This is a genomic window from Hymenobacter cellulosivorans (assembly GCF_022919135.1).
Taxonomy (GTDB): domain Bacteria; phylum Bacteroidota; class Bacteroidia; order Cytophagales; family Hymenobacteraceae; genus Hymenobacter; species Hymenobacter cellulosivorans.
This window is the reverse complement of sequence record NZ_CP095049.1, coordinates 1344459-1368046: the sequence shown is the minus strand read 5'-3', so window position 1 is coordinate 1368046 and position 23588 is coordinate 1344459. Positions and strand designations below refer to the sequence as shown.

Below are 23588 nucleotides of genomic sequence, written 5' to 3'. Positions count from 1 at the left end.
TTTTTGCACCCTAATCCTAACACCTACTGCATTTTGGTAAAATTTGACACGCTCTCCATCGTCATCCCGGTTTACAACGAAGCTCGCACGATTCACCAGATTCTGGACTTGCTGCGGGAGCTGACGCTGGTCAACAATATCCGCAAGGAAATCATTTTGGTCAATGACTGCTCCTCGGACAACTCCTCGGAGGTCATCACCGCCTACGCCGCGCGCTACCCCGACCTGGGCCTGCGCCTGCTGCAGCACGCCGTCAACCAGGGCAAGGGCGCAGCCCTGCACACGGGCATCCGCGAGGCCACCGGCGACTACGTCATCATTCAGGACGCGGACCTGGAGTACGACCCGGAGGAGTACAACCTCTTGATCAAGCCCATCCTCAAGGGCTTTGCCGACGTGGTCTTCGGCTCACGCTTCATGGGCGGCAACCCGCACCGCATCCTGTTCTTCTGGCACAGCCTGGGCAACCAGATGCTCACCTTCCTGAGCAACATGTGCACTGACTTGAACCTGACCGACATGGAGACCTGCTACAAGCTCTTCCGCCGCGACATCATCCAGGGCCTGCAGCTGCAGGAAAACCGCTTCGGCTTCGAGCCCGAGGTCACGGCCAAGGTCTCACGCGTCAAGGACGTGCGCATCTACGAGGTGGGCATCAGCTACTACGGCCGCACCTACGCCGAGGGCAAGAAAATCGGTTGGCGCGACGGGTTCCGCGCTATTTACTGCATTCTCAAGTACGGACTACTCGGTGCTTAAACTCTCCTCCTGGGCCCCCTGATAAAGAGAAGGCCCCGACAATCAGCGTGATTGTCGGGGCCTTCTCTTTATCAGGACCAGTAATGGCACCGGCATGCTTGGAGCTAAGCCCCAATACGTTAGTCGGCGTTAGTGATACGCAGGTCGTCGAGATATACGGGCTTGGCAGCAGAGTTACCCCACAGGTACACGCCCAGAACCTGGTCGGAAGCAACGTTATCCGGCAGAGCCAGTTCCTTTTTTATCTCCGTCCACTGGCCGGGCTTGCTGCCTTCGCCCAGGCTAACGCCTTTCCAGAAAACTTTCTCGTCGGTACCGGGCCGGGTAACTTCTACCACTAGCTGAGCGGGCGAGTTGGGCTCCTCGGTTCTCACCCAGCCTTCGATGGCCAACTTGCGAGGCTTAGCCGCAATCAGCTGGCCGAGTGGCGACTTGAACGTCAGGCCATACTCGCGGCCACCGCCAATGGTAAGAGAATAGCGCCCGCTATGAGCAGCTTTGTTGCTGAGTGAACCACCGGAGTTGTCGATCCAGCCCTGAAACTCATCGAACGAGTTATTCACTAGGGTCTTGCCATCGTCTGTCTTTTTATCGCCGCCGCAGTTTGTCAACAGCAGGCCGGTTAGCAGCAGGGCGAATGAGGCGGTAAGAGTGCGCATCAGGGTAATGAGAAAAGAGGTTTGAAGTTAAATTGTAGTAAAGGTACTAGCTTTCAATGCGATGCCAGGCATCTTCAGGGCCCAGTAGGCCGATTCACATAAAGCACTTTGGAGCGGGACTAGTCCGGCGAAACCCGCCGCCGATAGTTACTTGAGTGGCCCAGGCCTCGATGGAATAGTGTTTTTTCGTCGTCAAGGGCCGGTAGCGGGTCACTACTCGGGCAGAGGGTTAGGCTGACTAGAGGTTCAGTAGGCTCAATGGCCGTGACAGGTGCCGACGGCTCCTAAGGTTCAACGCTCAGTTCGATATCATCCATATACGCGGGCCCACCAGCCTCGAAACGCCACAAGTAAATGCGTATCTGGCTAGCCGGGTCAAGCACGGCAGGCATCGTCAGTACTTGGCTGAGTTCGGTCCACTTCGATACTTCGCTAAGATCAAATTTTTGGTAGAACACGCTTGGGCCGTTGGGCTCCGGGCTATTGATCTGAACTACGACTGCGGCCTTACCGGGCTTGGCCTGGTAAGTCCAGGCTTTCAGACGAATCTTGTTGATGCGGGTAGGCGACAGGTGCCCGATCGGGTTAATGTAGGTGAGGCTATATTCAATGGCCGGGTCAACCTTCACCGAATACTGCCCACTATGTGGATTTTCCTTGGTTAGCGACGGGTTGTTAGGCACCCAACCTTCCAGGTCCTCAAACCCGTTGCGCACCAAAACCTGCGTTTCCTGACCACCAGTATCATCCGCTGATTTCTTTGAGCAGGCTGCCGTCAACAACAGCAAAAGCAAGAAGTAAGAATGACGCATAAAAGCACAAGTTGCAGCAGGCGAATTTTCCGCAAAGATAGACCAGCTTACCGATATACGAAGAGTTATTATGCGCCTAAACCTGTAGTTTTGACGGCGGTAACCCTATGCCGGGCTGCCACCATCCAGTTTGTCCAGCTTTTGGGTGCTTTCGGCTGGCGGCACATTCGATTTTTTTTACATGATTTTATCTCGTCGCAATTACCACTGGCTTGGCCTGGTGGGAGTAGGTCTGGTTACGGCCGCTGTTCTGGTTTTTCTATTCTCCTTCGCAATAGCCCAGCCCAATAACTACTTTTTTCAGGCGGGTGGTGATGGTATCCAAAGTTATTTTGCCACGGCGTATTATGCCCTGTACGACTCGGGCAGTCATTTTTCGGGGATGAACTACCCCTTTGGGGAAGACTTCAACTACCCCAACTTGCAGCCGTTGATTGCTTGGGTGATGAACCTGTTGCAAGGCCTCGGCCTGCCGGCCGGGCAGCACACTATTGCCATTACCAATCTGATTGCCCTGGCCAGTGTGCTGGTCACTCCTATGATTCTGTACGCCATTCTGCGGCGCACCCGCATGGCGGTGTGGTACGCGGCCGTGCTGGCGCTGATTATTGGCTTTCTTTCGCCCCAGATTCAACGTCTCGGCGACCATATGTCGCTCAGCTACACGTGCTTTGTGCCGCTGCTGTGGTATTTTATTATCCGCATGCAGGAGGCTCCCCGGCAGTGGCGCTGGTATATCCTGTTTGGGGTCAGCAGCCTGCTGATGGGAGGCGTGATGCTGTATTTTCTGACCTGCGGTTGCTTTTTCCTGCTAGGCCACGTGGTCATTCTGAGTCTGCGCCGTTCCCGCCCCTGGGATTTGATCTGGCGGATGGCCCTGACGGCCATTCTCCCGCTGCTGGTGTTTCGGGTCTGGATGCTGGCTATTGACCCCACCACTGACCGGCCCCCAAACCCCTATGGCTTTCTGGTGTATATGGCCACGCCCCGGGGCGTGTTTACGCCGAGCCTGGCCCCTCTGCGGGGTTTGTGGGAATCAGCATTTCACACCGAGGAAATTAGCTACGAGTCGATGTCGTACGTGGGCCTGGTGGCAACGGGCGTATTGGTAGCGACGGGCTTGCTGCTGCTGTGGCGGGCCTGGCAGCTGCGCAAGCATCCGAAGCGCCTGCTCACGCGTCAGCTCATGCCCGCGCACCTGTCGGCGGGGCTGGGCGCCGCCACCTTGCTGCTGCTGTTTTCCTTTGCTGTTCCCTTCATCTTTCCTGGCTTCGAGCACTTGGTTGACTACCTGGGGCCGCTGAAGCAGTTTCGGGCGCTGGGCCGCTTTGCCTGGCCCTTCTACTACGTAATGAGTACCTATGCCGCGTACCATCTGTACCGGCTGCTGCGCTACCAACAGCTGCGGCGCCTACCCATCTTGGCCGCGCCCTGGGTGCCGTTGCTGTTGCTGGTGTGGGCGGGTGAAGCCTGGATTAATATTTCATCGAAAGCCAAAGCAGCCGAGCAAGGCTTCGGGGCTGCCGCTTTTTTGAGCCCGAAAAACAACCTGGTACAGCAACTAAGCTGGTCGAGCCGCACGCCCAAAGACTTTCAGGCCATTCTGCCGCTACCGTACATGAACAAGGGCAGCGACAAAATCGACCTGAGCGGTTCGGGAGCCTCCATCTACGAAGCGCACCGGCTAGCCATTGCCACAGGACTGCCGGAGTTGTCGACGTATGTTTCGCGGCCTTCCGTGGAGCACATGCTGCGCCACGTGCAGCTGCTGAGCAGCCCGCTCGTGGAAAAGCCTCTGCTCAAGCAGTTTCCTTCGGATAAACCCATCCTGCTACTGGTCACGGCGGATGCTCTGACACCGGCCGAGCAGCGGCTGGTAAGCATTGCCAAACAGCTCGTGAAGGTAGACAACATCACGCTGTACGAGCTGCCCGTAGCGGCACTGGCGGCCACCACCCTGGAACAGGAACGCACCAAAGCCACGGCGCTACTGCCCACGCTGCCCCAGCGCGCGGGCGGCCTTTACGCGTCCACCGACCGGGGCGTCATCTACCAGTCGTTTGCGGATAAGCCCGACCGGCGCGGCCGCCTGGCGCCGGGTGCTATGTACGAGCCCAAGGAAATGAACACCGTGCTTTACGACGGGCCCTTGCCCACGCCCACCGATACGGCCCGCTATGAGGCCAGTGTTTGGGTTAACGGCAAGATGGACTACGGCTACGGGTTTCTGCAGGTCAAGCAATTCAATGGCGGCAGTGAGGTTGGCTCACAGGCCGCCGACGGCCGTCTGACCACTGAGGTTGATGGGGACTGGGTACGGCTGCAGGTAGTATTTCGACCCGTGCCGGGCGTTAACCGGCTGCAGGTTATCTGCGGAGGCCGGGATATCCTGGCCGACGACCTGCTGATCCGCCCCTTGACGACTGATGTGTACTGGCTCGACAGCCGCCAGCAACCGGTTCTGAATACCTACCCTCTGGCGCGCTAAGCTCTTCGCAGCACCGACCGTTTGGTTAGTACCTTTGTTGGCAACCCACTGGTTACGCGCTGCAGTGCCTGACTTTGTCACTTTCGTAACCCTGCCTCGTGCCCCAACCACCGGGCAGGCTTTTGGTCCGGCCTGCTGGTTGGGGCTCTAGCTGAATCCAGCCGCAGCCCACTTGCCGCTCGTTTTCTGCTCTCCTACCTTTCCCCTCCTGCCCGTGGATATCTCCGTCATCATTCCCATCTATAACGAAGAAGCTAATATTCCGGCGCTCTACACGCGCCTGGGCGGCGTGCTGGACCCCATGGGCCTGCAGTATGAGTTTATCTTTATTAATGACGGTTCGCGGGATAAGTCGCTGGCGCTGGTGCAGAACCTGGCCGCCCGCGACCCGCGGGTGCGCTACATCGACTTCAGCCGCAACTTCGGCCACCAGATTGCCGTCACGGCCGGCTTAGACCTGGCCGCGGGCCAAACGGTAGTCATCATTGATGCCGACCTACAGGACCCCCCCGAGCTGATTCCCCAGCTCTACGCCAAGCTGCAGGAAGGCTACGAGGTGGTGTATGCCAAGCGCCGTTCCCGTCAGGGAGAAAGCGCCGCCAAGAAACTAACCGCCAAACTATTCTACCGCCTACTGGCCAGCATTACCAGCATTTCCATTCCGGTCGATACCGGCGACTTCCGCATCATTTCGCGCAAGGTCGTGGATGCCTTAAAGCAGATGCCGGAGCAGAACAAGTTTATCCGCGGCCAGATTTCCTGGATTGGCTACCGCCAAACCTACATCGAATACGACCGGGCCGAGCGGGCCGGCGGTGAAACGGGCTACACCTACCGCAAGATGATCCGGCTGGCCCTCGACGGCATCACCGGCTTTTCCGACGCGCCCCTAAAGGCGGCCACCATCAGCGGCTTTATCGTGTCGGGCATTGCCTTTCTGGTGATGCTCTACACGCTCTACTCCCGCTTTATCTCCCACGATTACCAGCCGGGCTGGGCCTCGCTGATGATTAGCATCCTGTTTTTGGGTGGCGTGCAGCTCATTGCCGTCGGCATCATCGGCGAGTACATTGCCCGCCTGAGCGCCAACGTACGGCAGCGTCCCCTCTACATCATTTCCGACACCAATATTCCGGTAACGCACACGTCTACGCAGCCGGCAGAGCAGCCTGCGCGCTAAAAGGGCCTCTGCTTAAGGGGCGGGTACCTCAGCGGCGGGAGCAGCTAGCAGCACGTAACCATCCGGAAAGTTCTGCTCCTGAAAATCAGGGAACACCTGGCGCAGGTAGCGGTGGGCTGGGCCGTTGCGCCAGGCGGGGCTTACCAGCACGCCAGCCGGCTGGTAGCGCCGCCGGAACCGGGCCGCGGCGGCCGTTGAGGGAGCAGCTACCGCCGTATCCGATTCTACCGGCAGCCCTTGCAGCACTACAATAGTATGCATCACGGTATCGGCTTCGAACTGGGCAAACTGCTCGGCGGCGACGCGGGAAATGTAGGCGGAGGGGATTTTCTTGCGATAGTAGGGCTGGTAGAGGAAGTTGCGCAGCTCGGTTTTGCCCACCTGCCGGTAACCATCTACCAAGCCCACGGGCAGAGTAAACAAGGCTTCGCCAGGCAGCTTGGCCACGGCCTGAAACGCGGCCGGCATGCGGCGCGACGAATCCAGGGGGGGCGGCACGGGCCAGAACTCCACCAGCACCACGGCCAGTAGTGCCGCGCTCAGCAAGCCGCGGGCTACGGGCCGGGCGGCATGGTCCCAGGCTGCTTCGAGGGCGCTAAAACCGACGATGGGCAAAAGCAGCGTAACCAGCAGCACCCAGCGGGTGGGGCAGCGGATATTGTTGAAGAAGGGAATGAAGTGCAGCAGGCCGTTGGGCAGGTTGAAATTAACGTGACCCAGCACCCGTAGCGCGGGCAGCGTGAGCAGCACGAAAAACAGCAGCACCCAGGCCAGCGGCCGGCCCTGCAAATCCTCGTGACGCCGCGAAGCCGGCCGGCCGGGCCAGAACGAAGCGAACAGCACCACCAGCGGCACAGCGTAACCCAGGAACATGACGTTCTCGACCGAGCCGGGCATGTTAAACGCTTTTGGATCATTATATAGCTGCCGGGCCCAGGCAAAGTTGAGCCAGCGGCTGTTGTCGGCGGGCATAAAGTAGCCAGCCAGGTCGCCGCCCCACCAGAAGCCGGAGTTGTCGGGCACGCCGGCCAGCCGAATCAGGCGGATGGCAATGTGCGTCACGACGAGCACTACGGCCAGAATCAGCCAGGTGCGGGGCCGATGCCAGTTGATAGCGCCCAATTGCAACCAGAACCAGAGGGCGTAGGCTAGGGAAAAATACAGCAGGGCAAACAGGACGTAGTAGTCGCTAAACAACGTAATTACGCCCAGCCCGAAGCAGGCTGCCACGGCCTTCCAGCTGCGCACCTGAGGCCAGAACCGGCCGGGCTCAAACCAGAACGCCCGCAGAAACGCCAGGATGTAGAACGGCACGGTAGCCGTGAGCACCAAATCGAAATGGTAGGGCAGGCGCACCATCTTGTAGGGCGAAAAGGCAAAGTACAGCCCCGCCAGCCAGGCCAGCACCGGCTGCCGCACCCAGCGCCGGGCCAGCAGCCAGGCCCCCAGCCCCGACAGCGCGTACTCGGCAGCCAACGTCAGGTTGAGAGCCAGCATTTCGTTGCCGATAAACACGTTGACCATGCCCGCCACCGGAATGTAGGTATGCAGCCAGAGCGAGGCTCCATCCGGGTACAGCAGCCAGTTAGAGTAAAACGGGTTTTGCCCGCTGAGCACGGCCTCCCGAAAATGCCACACGTTCCAGAGCTGCATGTAGCCGTCTTGATCGGCAACGGCCGGAAAGGCCGAACTTAGCTGCGCAGCCAGCGGCCAGGTCCAAGCCACGAAAACGAGCAGGTAGCTCAGCAATACTCCTAGCCAGAGGAGCCCAGAACGTGCTTTCATCGGGCCGTAGTTGAATCGGAAGAGGCAGCCGTGGCCGGGCGCAACGCCAGCACCCGGAAGTCGCCGACTTGCTTGACGGTGCGGGCTACGTAGGGCCGCAGGCGCGGGTCTTGGGTCAGCAACGTGGTGTCGTTGGTATACAGATACTGAGCGCCGCGCTGGATGCAGTTAGCCAGGTAGGTCTGCCCACCCGCTACGGGCTCAAACAGCTGGCCGCTTTCGTTGTAGCCGAAGCCTTTCTTGTGCAGGAAATAAAAGTACTTGCAGCCCGATTCGTCGGGGCCGACTACGCACAGCGCCGAATCGGGCACGGCATTGTCCAGCTCGGCCCGGGTAGCGGCTTCAAACAGCTCGGTGGGCACTTCGCGGGCCCCGCCCATCCAGCGGGCCGGCGCGATGCGCACGAAGGCCAGCACCGGCTGAGCCAACAGCAGCAAGGCCAAGGCCCAGCGCCACTTGGGCTTTTGCGCCAGCCACCCTGCCCCTACCACCACCAGCAGCAACAGCACCGGCACATACGGCAGCATGTAGTACTGGTGCACACTCATCTGGCGCAGCTCAATAATATGGTAGGCCAGCAAGGCCAGGGCCCAGGCCAGCAGCGGCCCAAACCAATAGCGGCGCACGTAACCGCCCCGAACCACCGCCACCAGACCCAGTACCAGCAGGCCAAAGTTGCCGTAGTTGATCAGCAGCTCGGGAATATCCGAAATCAGGTTGTGGGTCAGCGTTTTAATAGCCACGGCCACGTCGGTGGCAGGGCGCAGCTCCAGGCCAAAGTCGGCCAGGCCGGAGGTTTCGATCAGGCGCACGGCATAGGCGTACCAAGCCAGGGTGCAGCCGACAGTAACAACGGCAAAAACCAGCAGCGGCAGCGCATCGCGGCGCCAGCCAAGGCGGCGCTGCCACAGGTCGCGCAGGATAAGCACGGCAATGGGAAACCCAATAACCAAGTACTGCAGCTTGGTCAGGCCGGCCAGGGTGGTCAGCAGCAGGCTCAGCCAGAAATCCAGGCCCCGGCGCTCCTGATACCAGCGTAGAAAGTAAAACAAGCCCGCTACGGACGCCGACAAGGCCAGCACGTCGGGCAGGGCATTGATGCTATGGTAGAACAGCTCCGGGCTCCAGCTTAGGCCCCAGGCGCCCACCGCGGCCAGCCAGCGGGAGCCCGAGAGACGCTGTACCAACGCGAAAAAGGCCAGCACGCCGCTGGCAAAAATCAGCCAGGTCACAACCCGCGGAATGGCCTCGTGGAAGCCCAGCACCTTATAGCCCACGGCCACAATCCACTCGTAGCTCGGAAACTGCATGCCCGTGACGCCGTCCGACTCGTTGCGCCGGTCTACGCGGGGGCGCAGCAGGTTCATGTCCTCCTCGTAGAGGTTGCGGGCCACGGCCATCGTGTTGCTTTGCCGCCACACGTGCACACTGTTGGGCGGCTGATTGAAAAACGGCAGGTGCAGCAGCAGGTTCAAACCCAGCACCAGCGGCCAAAACCAACGCGGTACCGTGTAGCCATCCAAAAAGGAAAGTTTCATAAGCGGGAAAGGCCAGCGGGGCCCGAACCACAAAAGTAGTGGTTTACTATGGCTAGATTTGCTGACGCCTCATCCTGCACTACCCGCCATGCTCCAGCTCCAGAATTTCATCAACGGCCAGTTTGTACCGCCCGCCAACGGCCGCTACCTCGACAACGTCGAACCCGCTACCGGCCAGGTCTACAGCCAGATTCCGGACTCTGACGCCGCCGACGTAGCGCAGGCCGTGGCCGCCGCTCAGGCCGCGTTTCCGGCCTGGCGGGCTTTGCCGGCCGAAAAGCGGGGCCGGCTGCTGGTGCGCATTTCGGAGCTTATCGAGCGGGACTTGGAGCGGCTGGCCCAGGCCGAAAGTCAGGACAATGGCAAGCCCGTGACCCTGGCTCGCGCCGTCGACATTCCGCGGGCGGCCAGCAACTTCGCCTTTTTCGGCACCGGTATCGGCCATTTTTCCTCCGAAAGCCACTTTCAGGAAGGCCAGTCGTTGAACTACACCGTGCGTCACCCGCTGGGCGTAGTGGGCTGCATTTCGCCCTGGAATTTGCCGCTGTACTTGTTTACCTGGAAAATCGCCCCAGCCCTGGCTGCCGGTAATTGCGTGGTGGCCAAGCCTTCGGAAATTACGCCGGCCACGGCTTACTGGCTGGGCGAGCTGTGCCAGGAAGCGGGCTTGCCGGCCGGGGTGCTCAACATTGTGCACGGCACCGGGCCGGGCGCGGGCCAAGCCATTGTGGAGCATCCGGCCATTAAGGCCATCAGCTTTACGGGCGGCACCAAGACCGGGGAGCATATTGCCCGCACCGCGGCGCCCATGTTCAAAAAACTGTCCTTGGAGCTGGGCGGCAAGAACCCCAACCTGATTTTCGCCGACTGCGACCTGGCCGCGGCCGTGAGCACCAGCATTCAGTCGAGCTTCGCCAACCAGGGCCAGATCTGCCTCTGCGGCTCCCGCATCTTCATCGAACGGCCCATTTACGAGCAGTTTAAAGAGCTGTTCCTGGCCCGCGTGGCCGGCCTCACCGTCGGCGACCCGCAAGTGGAAACCTCCCGACAGGGAGCTTTGGTCAGTGAGGCGCATCTGAATAAAGTCTTGTCCTACATCGAGCTGGCCCAGCAGGAAGGCGGCACGCTGTTGGCCGGCGGGCAGCGCGTGCAGGTGCCCGGCCGCTGCGCCGACGGCTACTTTCTGCAACCCACCGTGTTTGAAGGCCTCGCGCCCGACTGCCGCACCAACCGGGAGGAAATCTTCGGCCCGGTCGTCACGCTCACGCCCTTCGATACGGAGGAGGAAGCCCTGAGCTGGGCCAACGGCACCGACTACGGCCTGTCGGCCACCATCTGGACCACCGATTTGGACCGGGCCCACCGCGTGGCTCACCAGCTGCATGCCGGCGTGGTCTGGATTAACACCTGGCTGCTGCGTGACCTGCGGACGCCGTTTGGGGGCATGAAAAACTCGGGCGTGGGCCGGGAAGGCGGTCTGGAAGCGCTGCGTTTTTTCACCGAACCCCAGAACGTGTGCGTAAAGTTGTAGCCGGCTTACTCCTCTCCCACCGCTGGTTGTTCCAACCTTGAAGCTCCAAAAGGCGTCAGAAACGGCGCTTGGCGACTGACCAGCAGTACCAGAAACAGCGAGGTGAACAAACTCACGAAAGCCAGGTAAGTGTAGGGAATAATCAGGAAGGCGTAGAACGTAGCCAGGTAAGCCTTCAAACTCAGCAGGGCCGCCAGGCGCGGGTCGAAGCGGTGCCGGACCTGCCAGAACAGCAGCCCGGCCAGAGCCACCAGGCCGATGCAGAGCCCGAACTGGGTTATTTGCAGGCGGGTAATTCGCTCGGTAAGCGTGCCGGCCATGTCGTAAAACCAGGGCGCAAACCCAACGCCATTGAACAGGTGGATGGGCCCCGCCACCGGCGCCAGCGGTTCGATATGCTGCCATTCGCCTTCGGCAATACCCAGGTTTTCGAGCTGAGCCCGGAAGAAAATAGTGGGGTCGTGGAGCAGGAAGGGCCCCAGCACGAGCAGCACGCCAGCTAGGGCCAACCCAGCCGTGCGCCAGCCCTGCCGCGGATTTTCCCAAAGCAGCAACAGCCCGTAGAGCGGCACCCAGAGCACCAAGGAAAAGCGCGACAACAGACACAGCACCAGCCCCAGAGCCTTCAGCCACGGCTTGGCGCTTAAGGTGGTGGCCGCCAGCACACAGTAATAACCCACAATCAGACTTTCCACGGTCAGGCCAAACATGGAGTCATTTCGTAACACGGTGAAGTGCAGTACCAGCACGGGCAACACGCCTTTGAGCAGCCATTCGCCCCACGGCAGAGCCAGCCGCGCCAGCTGCCATTGATAGGCCACCAGCAAGGCCAGCAGCAGCGCCCCGAATGCCCAAGCCCGGTAGTCGAGCCCTAGCACCTGGGCCGGCACGAAGGGCAACCACTGCAGGGGCGGGTAATTAGGCAGAAACGTATATCCCCCTAAGGTAATGGGTTGGTACACTAGCCCAGGCCCCAAAAAGCGGGTAACGTATACTTGCAGCGCGGGCAGAATATCGGACTTAGCCAGAATGGAGCTTACGGCATGCTGGTCAATGAGCTTGCGCACAAGCGGCATCGTTATCAACCAGCTAACCAGCGTCAGGCCAACGGGTAGTATCAGGCGCGGCCAAGGGGAAACCGCCGCCGTCGCCCTGGGCCACTGAAACCGGTAGCCAAGCACAGTGCGGGCCACGAGCAGGCACAGTGCCAGGCTCAGCGCATACAGCAGCACCGGACTCCAATACGGTCCCAAGCTGTTGCGCCAGTACGTAAAAAACAGGACTTCCAGCACAAACACCAGCCCCACAGCAAGAAGTAGTGCGGAGCTGGTCGGGCGAAACAAACTAGAGGACTTCATTGGGGCAGGCAGCGTGCTGAATAAGCGGCAAGCTGAACCGTAAGATACTACTGAATTTTCTCTATTGCCCGCTCCAGATCCTCCAGCGTCGTTTCCTGAAACACCAGTGCCTCACTGCTGGCCTGCCCCGCTACGGTGCGGCGCATAGCCAGATACGGCGTGCCGTTGCGGTACTGCGTGCCGATAAGCAATACTTTGCGCCCCCCGGGAATACCCTGAAACGCGTAGCCATCGGCCTGGGGTTGGGCTTCGGCAATGGCGGCCGAGCCTTCCACCACCAGCCGGATACTGGTGCCGGGCTCCACATCTACGGGCACGGTAAAGTCGACCGACTGGCCCATGGCTACGGGTTTGTCGGCGTTGAGCCAGCCCAGCTTACGGCAGGTAAACACGCGCCGGTCGGAGGCCTCCTGCTCTTCCGGGGCGTCGTCGTCGGTAGACAGTGCCACGGGCGTAGGACCGGCAGTATCAGCCGAGGCCACGGCGGTTTCGTCGGAATTGGCCAAGCCTTCATGGAAAGAAAAGCGGATGGGCAGCATCATTTTTACTTTCACCAGCTGCCCGCCGCTACGGGCCGGGGTCCAGTGGCCCGAGGTTTGGCGCAACACCCGCAACACTTCTTCGTCGCAGCCGCCCCCAATACCGCGCACGATGCTCGGCGCCTCCACCCGGCCCTGCTCGTCGACCATAAACGAGGCGTACACAATGCCCTCAGTTTTGTTTTCGACAGCGGTTTGCGGGTAGCGCACCAGCTTATTGATGTCGGCCGGACCGTTGCCATAGGTTGGCATCTGGTCGGCGTTGCTAGCGACGGGAGCGGGCGGGGGCAAATCGGCGGCGGGGCCGGCGGCTATCCAGCGCACCGGCTGCTGCCCGCGGCCTCCTTGGCCGTAAAACAGTTTCAGCTCCTTGCGCCGCGAGGCCGGACCGGGCATTTCCAGCTGAAACGCCTGCCCGGGTGCCAGCCGCAGCTGCTGCCCGCGGGCTGAGGCCCGCACCAGCACGATACCACCCGATTCGAGCAACTCCCCGTCGGGTGTCACCGTCGTCAGGTTGGAGAGCAGCATATCGGCCACGCTGTAGCACTCCTTCATTTCCACCCACACGGGGTTAGCAGCGACGCGGTTACTGTTATCAACCAAAGCGCCGGCCGGAATCCGGACCACCGTGCCTTCGCGCCCGTGCACTTCGGCGGGCTGGGTAGGGTCAATCTTGAAATACTCACTGGCCTTGAGCGTGAGGTCGTGGAGGCGGGCTTCCGAGGGCGGCAGGGCCGTGGTGTCGGTGCTACCCGGAGCCCGCAAAGTGCCGCGCTGGTACACCACCAACGGGGCCGTGCGGGAAGTACGGCGCCCCAACTGGTGCCACGAACGGCTATTGACAGCACCGGTAGCCGGAGCTTCGGGCAAGGAGTCGGCTAGGGCTGGGGCAGTTTCGACGGGCTTGGAGGCTTCCGACTGAACCGGCTTTTCGCGCTGGCAGCCAACTGCCGTGAGGAGGAACAGACTATAAAAAAGTAGACGGCGTTTCATTCGGGGAGTACGCATAAAGGTCGTTCTACGCGAAAACTATCCGAAGGAAACGCCGCCTAGCAGCATTTTCTTGTACGAAGACTGAGTTAGCGGTGCGTAGCACCGGCTAGTTACAGGTTTTTCAGCACGAAATCAGTCATTTGACGATATAAATGGAGCCGGGTGTTGCCTCCATAAATACCGTGGTTACGGTTGGGATAGTATAACGACTGGAAATCCTTGTTGGCTTTTACCATGGCGTCGACCCAGGCCGTCGAGTTCTGGAAGTGCACGTTGTCGTCGCCGGTGCCATGCACGAGCAGGTACTTGCCCTTGAGCTGCTGAGCAAACTGCACGGGCGAGTTGTCGTCGTAGCCACCGGGGTTTTCCTGGGGCGTTTTCAGGAACCGCTCGGTGTAGACCGAGTCGTAGTAGCGCCAGTTGGTAACGGGAGCCACCGAAATAGCCATCTTAAACAAGTCTGCATTTTTAGTCATGGCCAGGGCCGTCATGTAGCCTCCAAAGCTCCAGCCCCAGATACCGATGCGCGACTTATCTACGTAAGGCAACGTGCCCAGGTACTTGGCACTTTCGCCCTGGTCGATGGTTTCGAGCTTGCCCAGGTTGGCGTAGGTGCTCTTCTTAAACTCAGCGCCCCGGGCACCCGTGCCGCGGTTGTCCACCGACACGATGATGTAGCCCTGCTCGGCCAGCAGCTGGTGCCAAAGGTAGTTGGTCAGGGCAATGCCGCCGCCCACATCGTCTTTCACGGTCTGGGAGCCGGGGCCGCCGTATACGTACATCAGCACCGGGTATTTCTTGGTAGCGTCGAAGTTACTGGGCTTCAGCATCGAGCCGTTGAGCGTCACGCCTTCCGAGGTTTTGAAGCTGATAAATTCGAGCTTGCCCAGGTTGTACTGGCTCAGGGTCTGGCGCAGCTTGGCGTTGTCTTCCAATACCTTCACCAGCTTACCGTCCTTGCCGTTGCGCAGGCTCACCGTGGTCGGTTCGCCGGCGGCTGAGAAGTAGTTGAGGTAATACTTGCAGTCGGGGCTGATGTTGACGGTATTGTTGCCGTGGGCTACCTCGCTCAGGCGGGTTTTGCCGCTGCCCTTCAGGTTGATGCGGTAGAGTTGCCGCTGCAAGGGCGAGGCCTCGGTGCTGGAGTAGTACACGATGCCCTTGTCCTCGTCGAAGCCGTCGATGCTGGTGATTTCCCAGTTGCCTTTAGTGAGTTGCCGCACCAGCTTGCCCTTCATATCATACAGGTAAAGGTGACGGTAGCCGTCCTTTTCGCTGCTAAATAGGAACTGCTTGCCATCGGCGAGGTAGCGCAAGTCGTCGTTGACTTCCACGTACGCCTTGTCCTCGTCAGTCAGGATTACCTGGGTTTTACCGCTGCCAGCGTCGGCGTGCAGGATTTCGAGCTTGTTCTGCAACCGGTTCAGGCGCCGGATGCTGAGCAGGTTGGGCGTTTCGGTCCAGATGATGCGCGGAATGTACTGGTTGGTTTCCGGGCCTACATCCATCTTGGTTGTGCGGCCGGCCGCCACGTCGTGCACCGAAATGCTCACCACCGAGTTTTTCTCGCCGGCCTTGGGATACTTGTAGCGGTAGTCCTGCGGGTATAGCTCGCCCCACACCTGCATGTTGTACTCGGGCACCTGGCTTTCGTCGAAGGTGTAGAAAGCCAGCTGCCGCGAGTCGGGCGACCAGAAAAAGGCCTGGGCAAACTCGAATTCCTCCTCGTACACCCAGTCCGTCGAGCCGTTGATGATCTTGTTTTGCACGCCGTCGGTGGTCACGGCTTTTTCCTGCATCGTGGCTAGGTCGGTCACAAACAGGTTGTTGTCGCGCACGAAAGCCACGCGCTTGCCGTCGGGCGAGAAGGTGGCGTAGCTCTGCTTGCCGCCGGCGCTCAGGGGCACTAGTTGCTTGCTGGCCCGGTCGTACACAAAGTAAGTGGCCCGGGAACTGCGGCGGTAAATGGGCTCCTCGGCCGTCCAGAACAGGATTTTCTTTTCGTCGGAGTTAAACGAGTAGCCTTCTACGGGCAAGGGCTGGGTGCTGCCGGCCAGCTTGAGGTCTTGGCCAGCCACGAGCGTTTGTACGGCTTTGCCGGTCGTCACGTCGTGCTGCACCAGGTCGCCGTTGTCGAGCGAGGAGTAGTAGCGGCCGTCCCGCATCCAGTTGAAACCCGGCACCGAGCGAGCCTGGAAAGTGCCTTTGGCCCAGATATCTTCGAGGGTGATATTCTGTTTTTGCTGAGCCACGGCCATCGGAGCCGAAGCGGGCAACACTACAGGGCTAACGGCCGAGAGAAAGAAGGCCAGCCCGAGAAAGCGAAAATTCATAGAAGCAAATAAAGTGAACGGCCGAATGGATGTCCGGCAAGTTACGCACGAAAAGACGGCTCTAAAGTCGACGTTGCCCGGCCGGGGTTGCGCCGCCTAGTCCAGAAAATACTCGGCACTAGCCCAGCCCAATTCTTTTTGGTGGCCGGGCATGAATCAGGAGCCCGGCGCGTTAGTAGGAAACTGGTTTCTTTGCCGGGCTTCTCCGGCCAACTTAGCCGTTCACTTCCGACCTTTGCGCTCTATGCGTCACCGCTTCTCCCTTTTTGCTTCGGTTGCAGCTGGTCTGCTGGCCAGCGCCTGCGCCCCGGACACGACCAGCAGCCCCAATCCCTACATCAACTTTGTAGGCAGTACCCGCTACATCAGCGCCAGTCGGGCGTCCACCACTCCCGGCGACACGCTTACCAGCAAGCTATACGCCGAAACCAAAGGCGATATCAAGCTAAAGCGCCTCCTCATTACAGTAGCGTACTCGCCCCGCAAAAACCCAATTGTTTACCCGGCCTCGGGCTATAATCCCAACAATTTCGCCGAGCCTGAGCTGGTTTACCTCGATTCAACTCTGACCGAGCAAAATGCTCTGGCCTACCAGTTCACGTTCAATACCCGCACCACATCGGGCAATGAGCAGTGGAAGTTCGAAGTTTTCGACACGAAGCAGCTTAGTTCCAGCCGCAGCTTTCGACTTACGTTGCGCAACAACGATTCTCTGTTGGACTATCACCGCTATACGGTACGGCTGCAGGAGCGGCGCAATACCACCAGCCGCAGTTTTTTGGCGTTGTCGTCGGGTCTGCCTTTGCCAGGCTTTACTGTGCGCACAAACCAGCAAGCCCAGCAACTCGTCGACTTGATATACGTGCCTACTGCTGATGGCAAGCCCAGCCTAGCGACGCTCAAGGACAAAGCAGTACAGCGTGATACCACGTTGTGGCCCACGCGGCGCGTCACGCTCCTGCGCCGGGTAGCTGAACCCGACCGGGGCAGCTTTGCTACATCCATCACGGCCCAAAGCTTCACCAGCATCTACAACCGGGGCGTGCCTATAACCAATACCGGCGCTCTGACCAAGGATAATCTATTTGCCTTTCTCACCGCCGACGGGAAATATGGTCTGCTGACTGTTACCGAAGTCCGCCCAACGCCCACTCCGACTTTGAACCTGCAGGTCCGCATTGCGAAGTAGAGGTTGAGTAACGGCATAAAAAAGGCGCCCTGATCTAGATCAGGGCGCCTTTTTTATGCGAAGAAATACCGTTAGAAAGTCCAGCCCGCCGTGACGGTCGTAGTGTAACGGTTGCCATCTACTGCTACCACGGGCGTGTTGGTTTGCAGGGCATAAGGGCTGTAAAAGCGCTTATTGGTGCTGTACACCCCGGCTACATCCAGGAAGAAGTTGTTTTGGCGCATACCGGCTCCCAAGGTGAATGAGTTCTGCGTCCGGTCAAATTCGTTGGCCTTATATGGGTCGCCGTAGCGGGCATATCCAGCCCGCAGGCGGAAGATATCCGCCCGCAGCTCCCCACCGACGCGCACGTTCACCGTCGATTGGTAGAGCTGGCGCACTTCATCGTTGGTAGGCCCGAAGTCAAAGTTGTTGTTGACGGTCGGGTCACTGTTGTCGTTGCTGAGCCGGGCGCTGCTGTAGTTTACATATTCCACATCCCCGCTAATAAAGCCGTGCTTACCGATAACAGCCGCTACCCCACCGGAGGCCTTAAAGGGCGTCGTCAGGGCGTAGTCAAAAGCACTTGGGTCGGTAGCCGAAGTGCTGGAGCTAATGGTTTTGCCTTTGACTTCGATAGGCTGATCATACGTCACATCCATAGTTGCGCCATAGGTTTCCGACAATGCCATATACGTCGGCGTCTGAATGGCAGCCCCAACGCGCAGTGCGTCACTAACCCGGTAAATGGCCCCAATCCGGGCGTTGATACCCGTCCCGCGGGTTTCCAACGATTCGCGATACGTCAGAGAACCGAACGAAGCACCCTCCGTGCCGGCCGGATCGGAAGCAGGGTCTGTGGCCTTCAGCGTACTGGTCGAGTTGAAACGGGTGCCTACTATTCCGATGGCGCCTCCAATATAAAGTCGGTCCTTATAGCTGGCGCCGTAGCCAAAATCAAACTGAGTCTGGGAGCCAGTCGTCAGCACCGTTTCTTCCTGGGTCAGGTTGCCGCGCGAGAGGCTGTAGTCACGCGGCACGTAAATACCGTCCGCGTCTTCTTCGGTGAGGTAGTTGTTATACGCCAAATCATCCAGATCCTGCTTCCGGTCGGTGCTCAGGCGCTGGAAGATGTCCTGCTCCCGAGACGGGTTGCCGCGGTAGCGGAAGCTCTGGTTAAAGTCGTTGATGCGGGTCAAGCCTACGGCAAACGTTCCGCTCCGCCAAGGATTCTCGTCGCTATCCGGGCGCCGGCTAACGAAAGCAGCTCCCAAGCTACCCAAATGAAGGCTGTTGCGAGAATCAGTGGTAGTGGTGCCGAAAGCGGTGGCCTCGGTGTTACCCAAGCCCAGGCCGGGCGAGAAGCTGAACTCGGAGCGCTGATACATGCCCAGGCCGGCCGGGTTAATAGACAAACTGTTCAGATCGGCTCCTACTGCTACGTTAGCGCCCCCCACACCGAGGGAACGGGCCGTGCCCCCGAGCTGGGTCTGAGAAAACCGCAGCGCATCCACTTGGTATTGGGCAAAGCCGTAGCTAGCCTGGCCGGCAAAGGCCACAGCAAGTAAGTATTTCAGGTTTTTCATGAGAGTAGAAAGGAAGGTGGCCGACCAGCGGCCGGCCACGATAAGATTTCCTATTAGCTAATTTATTCGCGGCCACGGCCACCGCCGCTGCTTCGGCCTCCTCCTCCGCCACTGCTACCACCACCCATTGAGGGGGAAGAACTGCGCGAAGGCTCAGAATACGAGCGTTGGGGAGCTTCATAAGACCGCTGCGGTGCCTCGTACGTGCGAGTAGGCTGCTGCGGGCTTTCATAGGAACGCTGCCGACGGGCGGGCTGCTCAGCGGCTTGGCCACCGGTGTTATCTTGGCGAGTGGGCTGCTCACTGCCATACGCTTCACGCGAACGGCTCCGACGCTGCTCCGAGTAGTTTGGGTAAGCAGGAGTTGTGGTGGCCTGCTGCCCGTTGGAACTACCCGTGTTTTCTACTACCCGCCAGCGACGGCCACCACTCTCGGTGGTACGGGTCTGGTCCACGCTTCCCCGGTCACGTGTTTCAACCTGAGTCCCGGTTTCGTCGGTGAAGACGGCCGTATTGCTTCTGCGCTGCACTTGTTCGCTGCCTGTGCGCGTACGGCCCGTATTTACCTCTTCAGCCCGAATGCCAGAAGAGGTAGAAATTCCACCCGTTGGGTTGTCTGTGCTCCGTTCGCGGGAACGACCGTTCCCGGCAGCATTACCGGTCGTGTTTACGCCGCCCTCGGTATTAGCAACCCCGCCTTCGCGAGTCCGGCCCCGGCCGGGATTGGTGCCCGTCGAAGCGCGGCCATCAGTGGTAGCCTCCAGGCTGCGGCCGGTGCGGGGTGCGTACCGGACGCTACGGCTGGAGCCAACTGTCCCGCCGTAGTAGCTGCCGTAGCCGCTGTACAGACCATTACGGTAGCCATCATAGTAGCCACGACCATATCCACCGTAGCCATACCCGTAACCGTAGCCATATCCCCAGGGGTTATAGTACGGGCGGCCAAAGCCGATATTGATGATTACAGCCGTGTTGCCGTAACCATAAGGACCGTAGAAGGGGTCGTAATACGAGCCGTAATAGCCAGGACCCCAGCCGTAGGGCGAGTAACCGCCACCGTAATACGAGAAGGCACTACCGCCGTACCAGAAGGGGTCAGCGTAGAAGGGGTCGTAGTAGCCGTAGTTAAAGCTACGGTACCCAGGCTGGTGAAAGCGCCGGATGCGGGCTGAGTAGCCGTAATCTTCGTCGTAATACTCCGAGCCGCCGCTTCTTGATGATGACGACGAGCTACCAGAGCTGGCATAGTCCGGATTGGTTTCTGCATCGGTAGTCGAGCTACCCTCGGAGGCATCATTTTGTACCGCAGCCGTCGAGCGCGCAGGCTCGTTATAAGTGGTGCGGTCCTTAGAGGAATAATAAACCCCGTCGCTCTCCGTAGAGGTAAGAGCTGAGGTGCTTGCGCAGCCACCCAGCGTGAGCAGGGCCATGGCGGGCAAAACAGTGTTAAGGATTGATTTCATGGCTGCTGACGCTGAAAAGTGGACCTTGCAAGGAACAGAGTAGAGAAACCTCAAATTGGTTGCCTGACTTATAAGAACTGGCGAGGTGAGCTCCAGTTTAATAACGTAATTTGGCGCCGAAACGGTGCCCTTTTCCTAGGACAAATCTTATACCAGATTTGGGAACTATTTCGCTTACCCAAAGATACCTCGAATATGAGTAAAAGTTTGCCAAAGCGTAGTGAAGATTATTCACTGTGGTACAATGAGTTGGTGAAGCGTGCCGGCCTGGCTGAGAACTCGGCCGTACGCGGCTGTATGGTCATCAAACCCTATGGCTACGCCATCTGGGAAAAGATGCAGCGCCAGCTCGACGATATGTTCAAGCGCACAGGCCACCAGAACGCCTATTTCCCGCTGTTCGTACCTAAAAGCCTGTTTGAGGCCGAGGAGAAAAACGCCGAAGGATTTGCCAAGGAATGCGCCGTGGTAACGCACTACCGTCTGCAGAACGACCCCGACAAGCCCGGCAAGCTCCGCGTAGACCCTAATGCCAAGCTGGAAGAAGAGCTCATCGTGCGTCCCACCTCGGAGGCCATCATCTGGAGTACTTACAAAAACTGGATTCAGAGCTACCGCGACCTGCCTCTACTCATTAACCAGTGGGCCAACGTAGTGCGCTGGGAAATGCGGACCCGCCTGTTTTTGCGCACGGCCGAGTTCCTGTGGCAAGAAGGCCACACGGCTCACGCCACCGCCGAGGAGGCCGTGGCCGAAACCCGGCAGATGCTGGAGGTATACGCTCAGTTTGCCGAAGAATGGATGGCCCTGCCCGTCGTGAAAGGCGTGAAAACGGAGAACGAACGGTTTGCCGGCGCCCTCGATACGTACTGCATCGAAGGCTTGATGCAGGACGGTAAGGCATTGCAAGCTGGTACCTCGCACTTCCTGGGGCAGAACTTCGCCAAGGCGTTTGATGTGCAGTTTACCAACAAGGAAGGTCAGCTGGAGCACGTGTGGGGCACCTCTTGGGGCGTAAGCACCCGTCTGATGGGCGCCCTCATCATGAGCCACTCCGACGACGAAGGCCTGGTGCTGCCGCCCAAGCTGGCCCCGATTCAGGTGGTTATTGTGCCGATTTACAAGACCGGCCAGTTGGAAGAGCTGACCGAGCGGATCCGGCCTATGCAGCTGGGCCTGGCCGAGCGGGGCATCAGCGTGAAGTTTGACGACCGGGACACGGAACGGCCAGGCTTCAAATTTGCCGAGTGGGAGCTGAAAGGCGTACCAGTACGGATTGCCGTGGGCATGCGCGACCTGGACAATGGCACCGTGGAAGTGGCCCGCCGCGACACCAAGGAGAAGATGAACCTGCCGCTGGCCGATATCGTGAACAGCGTAGACCAGCTGCTGACCGACATCCAGAAAAACATTTATCAGCGCGCTCTGACTTTCCGCGAAACCCATACTACCCGCGTAGACACCTACGAGGAGTTTAAGCAGGCCCTGGAGGGCGAAGGCGGCTTTGTGGTGGCTCACTGGGACGGCACTTCCGAAACCGAGGAGCGTATTAAGGAGGAAACCAAGGCAACTATCCGGTGCATTGCCCTGAACGAGCCCGACGAAGAAGGCACCTGCATCCTGACCGGCAAGCCCAGCCCGCGCCGCGTGTACTTCGCCCGCGCCTACTAGACCACGGATTCGACGGATTGCACGGATTTTGGGATGGTTTCCCTTCTGCAAGCAATAAAAAGGCCCGCTCCAGATTTGTAGCGGGCCTTTTTATTGGTTTCTGGCACTTATTGAGCAGCCTGAATGGCCTGGGCTAGTTCTTTATCCGATAGGTTGTCCAGCCAGTCTTTTTCGAGCTCTAGGCGCACGGTTTGAGCACCGCCGCTGGGCGTGCACACCACGGGCACGCCGCCGGTATCGGTTTCGCTGAGCGTGGCGGCTTTGTCGGCGGCATCACTATTCACGGCGCTGTAGGCCTGCACGCAGGTCCACTGGGTATTATCGGGGGTGGTTACTTCGCGTTGTTTCATCATGGCTTGGCATACGCAAAACCGGGTGCGGCGTATGGACTACGACGCGGGCTAGACCACCAGCACCGCGGGCCCTGCCAGGTGCTGTGCGGCCTGGGCCGCCCGCAGTGCCTGCTGCACGTGCCGCTGCTCGTGGGCTACTACAAACTGCAGCGCCTCCCCAAGCCGCAGCTTGAGCAGCCTGAAAAACTCGACGCGGACAGCTTTGCGGTTCAGCTCAACGGTACGAGCAGCAGCTAACAGCTCGAGCAGTTGGGTCTGATGCTGCAAAAACTCCTCGACAACCTCCCCCGTGAGCTGGCTGCCGACGGGGTTCATGTACTTGATGGTTTTTTGCGGCTTCACGTTTTCGGGCTTTACCGTGTCGTACGACTTGCGCCCGAGCCAGCTGAAGCCAACTTGGTGGGGCGCTGCTGCTGGCGCGCTTTGCAGGGCCCGGGCCAGCGCCGGATTGTAGAAGCAACTATAGCGGTTCAGGTGCTCCAGGCACTCCAGCACGCTCCAACTCGTAGGCGTAGGCTTAGCATTGAGCTGAAGACTGGATAAGGGGCGCAACTGCTGGGCTGCGGTAGCGGAAAGCTCCTGCACCTGGGCTTCGAGCTGGGCAATAAAGGCGGTAGAAAGCATGACGATAGACGTTTGAGTTTGCTGCTGACAAAGGTGGGCTTCGGCGCCCCGCCAAACCTTGATTGGAATCAAGAGTTAGCGCAGGCGGCTCAGCGTTTCGGGCGTCATGCGCAGGTAGGAGGCAATGTACTTCTTGGGCACCAGCTGAAAAATGTGCGGACTCCGTTTCAGCAGCCGCTCCAGGCGCCGCTCGGGCTCGGGCAGCAACAAATCTATTTCCCGCTCGATGCGCCCGACCAGCACCCGCTCCAGCTCCAGGCGCCAAAACCGGGCAAAGGCCGTGTGCTGCTCCACAAAGGCGCTGAAGTCGGTGCGGGAAATGGCCAGCAGCTCGCACTTTTTCAGGGCCTGCAAGCAGTACTCCGAAGGCTGATTGGCCACGAATGAAGGAAACGAGCACACCATGTTGTTGGCGTAGCCAAACCCCACGCAGATTTCCTCCGCCTGACTTGGGTAATAGATGCGCAGCACACCACTCACCACGAAGTACAGATTGTGCTCGACCTGCCCGGCCTGAATCAGGAAGTCGTGGCGCCGGAGCTGCACGGGCCGTTTCCAGAGCGCCACGAACTCCGCTACTTCAGCCGCTGGCAAGTACGGAACCTGGGCGAGCAGGGCCGTTAGCATCGTGGGACCGGAAGCAGGCACAGCAGCCATGAATAAGGTATAGAGGTATTGACCGCCCGAAAATAGCAACTCCGCCTGACCTACCCGTACCGCTGCCTACGGCTTTCTGCGTATATTTAAG

Annotated in this window: 18 protein-coding genes; 6 read left to right on the top strand and 12 right to left on the bottom strand. The window is 59.5% G+C overall.

What is annotated here, in order from left to right:
* Positions 1 to 33 precede the first annotated feature (33 nt).
* Positions 34 to 759 (top strand): glycosyltransferase family 2 protein, encoded by a 726-nt coding sequence (locus MUN80_RS05865; protein ID WP_244720830.1) that lies wholly within the window; start codon positions 34 to 36, stop codon positions 757 to 759.
* A gap of 119 nt (positions 760 to 878) precedes the next feature.
* On the opposite strand, the gene MUN80_RS05860 is transcribed toward MUN80_RS05865, so the two are convergent.
* Both MUN80_RS05860 and MUN80_RS05855 read right to left on the bottom strand, forming a co-directional pair.
* On the bottom strand, positions 879 to 1418 hold the full coding sequence (locus tag MUN80_RS05860; RefSeq protein WP_244720829.1) for a hypothetical protein: 540 nt from the start codon (positions 1416 to 1418) through the stop codon (positions 879 to 881).
* Positions 1419 to 1702: 284 nt separating this feature from the next.
* Complete coding sequence (locus MUN80_RS05855; protein WP_244720828.1) at positions 1703 to 2230, bottom strand: carbohydrate binding domain-containing protein; 528 nt, start codon at positions 2228 to 2230, stop codon at positions 1703 to 1705.
* A gap of 181 nt (positions 2231 to 2411) precedes the next feature.
* On the opposite strand from MUN80_RS05855, the gene MUN80_RS05850 reads away from it, so the two are divergent.
* Entirely contained in the window at positions 2412 to 4718 is a 2307-nt protein-coding gene (locus MUN80_RS05850; RefSeq protein WP_244720826.1) for a DUF6311 domain-containing protein, read from the top strand.
* Positions 4719 to 4932: 214 nt separating this feature from the next.
* Complete coding sequence (locus MUN80_RS05845) at positions 4933 to 5898, top strand: glycosyltransferase family 2 protein (protein ID WP_244720823.1); 966 nt, start codon at positions 4933 to 4935, stop codon at positions 5896 to 5898.
* Between the two features lie 12 nt (positions 5899 to 5910).
* On the opposite strand, the gene MUN80_RS05840 is transcribed toward MUN80_RS05845, so the two are convergent.
* Complete coding sequence (locus tag MUN80_RS05840; RefSeq protein WP_244720820.1) at positions 5911 to 7683, bottom strand: DUF6311 domain-containing protein; 1773 nt, start codon at positions 7681 to 7683, stop codon at positions 5911 to 5913.
* Entirely contained in the window at positions 7680 to 9221 is a 1542-nt protein-coding gene (locus MUN80_RS05835; protein ID WP_244720817.1) for an ArnT family glycosyltransferase, read from the bottom strand. Before MUN80_RS05835 ends, MUN80_RS05840 begins: the two co-directional genes overlap by 4 nt.
* Before the next feature lie 88 nt (positions 9222 to 9309).
* Here MUN80_RS05835 and MUN80_RS05830 point away from each other — a divergent pair, with 88 nt between their 5' ends.
* Complete coding sequence (locus tag MUN80_RS05830) at positions 9310 to 10752, top strand: aldehyde dehydrogenase (protein ID WP_244720815.1); 1443 nt, start codon at positions 9310 to 9312, stop codon at positions 10750 to 10752.
* A 5-nt stretch (positions 10753 to 10757) separates the two neighbouring features.
* Here MUN80_RS05830 and MUN80_RS05825 read toward each other — a convergent pair whose 3' ends face one another.
* The 3 genes from MUN80_RS05825 to MUN80_RS05815 all read right to left on the bottom strand — a co-directional run bounded on the left by MUN80_RS05825 (position 10758) and on the right by MUN80_RS05815 (position 15975).
* The gene (locus MUN80_RS05825) at positions 10758 to 12110 is read right to left on the bottom strand and encodes a hypothetical protein (protein ID WP_244720812.1); all 1353 of its coding nucleotides are present in this window, start codon (positions 12108 to 12110) and stop codon (positions 10758 to 10760) included.
* Between the two features lie 47 nt (positions 12111 to 12157).
* Complete coding sequence (locus MUN80_RS05820; RefSeq protein WP_244720809.1) at positions 12158 to 13642, bottom strand: energy transducer TonB; 1485 nt, start codon at positions 13640 to 13642, stop codon at positions 12158 to 12160.
* Positions 13643 to 13752: 110 nt separating this feature from the next.
* Positions 13753 to 15975 (bottom strand): S9 family peptidase, encoded by a 2223-nt coding sequence (locus tag MUN80_RS05815; protein ID WP_244720806.1) that lies wholly within the window; start codon positions 15973 to 15975, stop codon positions 13753 to 13755.
* 244 nt (positions 15976 to 16219) lie between these two features.
* On the opposite strand from MUN80_RS05815, the gene MUN80_RS05810 reads away from it, so the two are divergent.
* Complete coding sequence (locus MUN80_RS05810; protein WP_244720804.1) at positions 16220 to 17164, top strand: hypothetical protein; 945 nt, start codon at positions 16220 to 16222, stop codon at positions 17162 to 17164.
* Positions 17165 to 17235: 71 nt separating this feature from the next.
* On the opposite strand, the gene MUN80_RS05805 is transcribed toward MUN80_RS05810, so the two are convergent.
* Positions 17236 to 18729 carry an OmpP1/FadL family transporter gene (locus MUN80_RS05805; RefSeq protein WP_244720802.1) on the bottom strand — a complete coding sequence of 498 codons (1494 nt, stop codon included), beginning with the start codon at positions 18727 to 18729 and terminating at the stop codon, positions 17236 to 17238.
* Between the two features lie 62 nt (positions 18730 to 18791).
* Positions 18792 to 20192: a hypothetical protein gene (locus MUN80_RS05800; protein ID WP_244720800.1), complete on the bottom strand. Its 1401-nt coding sequence runs from the start codon at positions 20190 to 20192 to the stop codon at positions 18792 to 18794.
* Between the two features lie 195 nt (positions 20193 to 20387).
* On the opposite strand from MUN80_RS05800, the gene proS reads away from it, so the two are divergent.
* On the top strand, positions 20388 to 21863 hold the full coding sequence (proS, locus tag MUN80_RS05795) for a proline--tRNA ligase (protein WP_244720798.1): 1476 nt from the start codon (positions 20388 to 20390) through the stop codon (positions 21861 to 21863).
* 107 nt (positions 21864 to 21970) lie between these two features.
* Here proS and MUN80_RS05790 read toward each other — a convergent pair whose 3' ends face one another.
* The 3 genes from MUN80_RS05790 to MUN80_RS05780 all read right to left on the bottom strand — a co-directional run bounded on the left by MUN80_RS05790 (position 21971) and on the right by MUN80_RS05780 (position 23497).
* Positions 21971 to 22216: a hypothetical protein gene (locus MUN80_RS05790; RefSeq protein ID WP_244720796.1), complete on the bottom strand. Its 246-nt coding sequence runs from the start codon at positions 22214 to 22216 to the stop codon at positions 21971 to 21973.
* A 48-nt stretch (positions 22217 to 22264) separates the two neighbouring features.
* Positions 22265 to 22840: a DinB family protein gene (locus MUN80_RS05785; RefSeq protein ID WP_244720794.1), complete on the bottom strand. Its 576-nt coding sequence runs from the start codon at positions 22838 to 22840 to the stop codon at positions 22265 to 22267.
* 75 nt (positions 22841 to 22915) lie between these two features.
* Positions 22916 to 23497, bottom strand: coding sequence for a Crp/Fnr family transcriptional regulator (locus MUN80_RS05780; RefSeq protein ID WP_244720793.1), 582 nt, complete (start codon positions 23495 to 23497; stop codon positions 22916 to 22918).
* Positions 23498 to 23588: the final 91 nt, after the last annotated feature.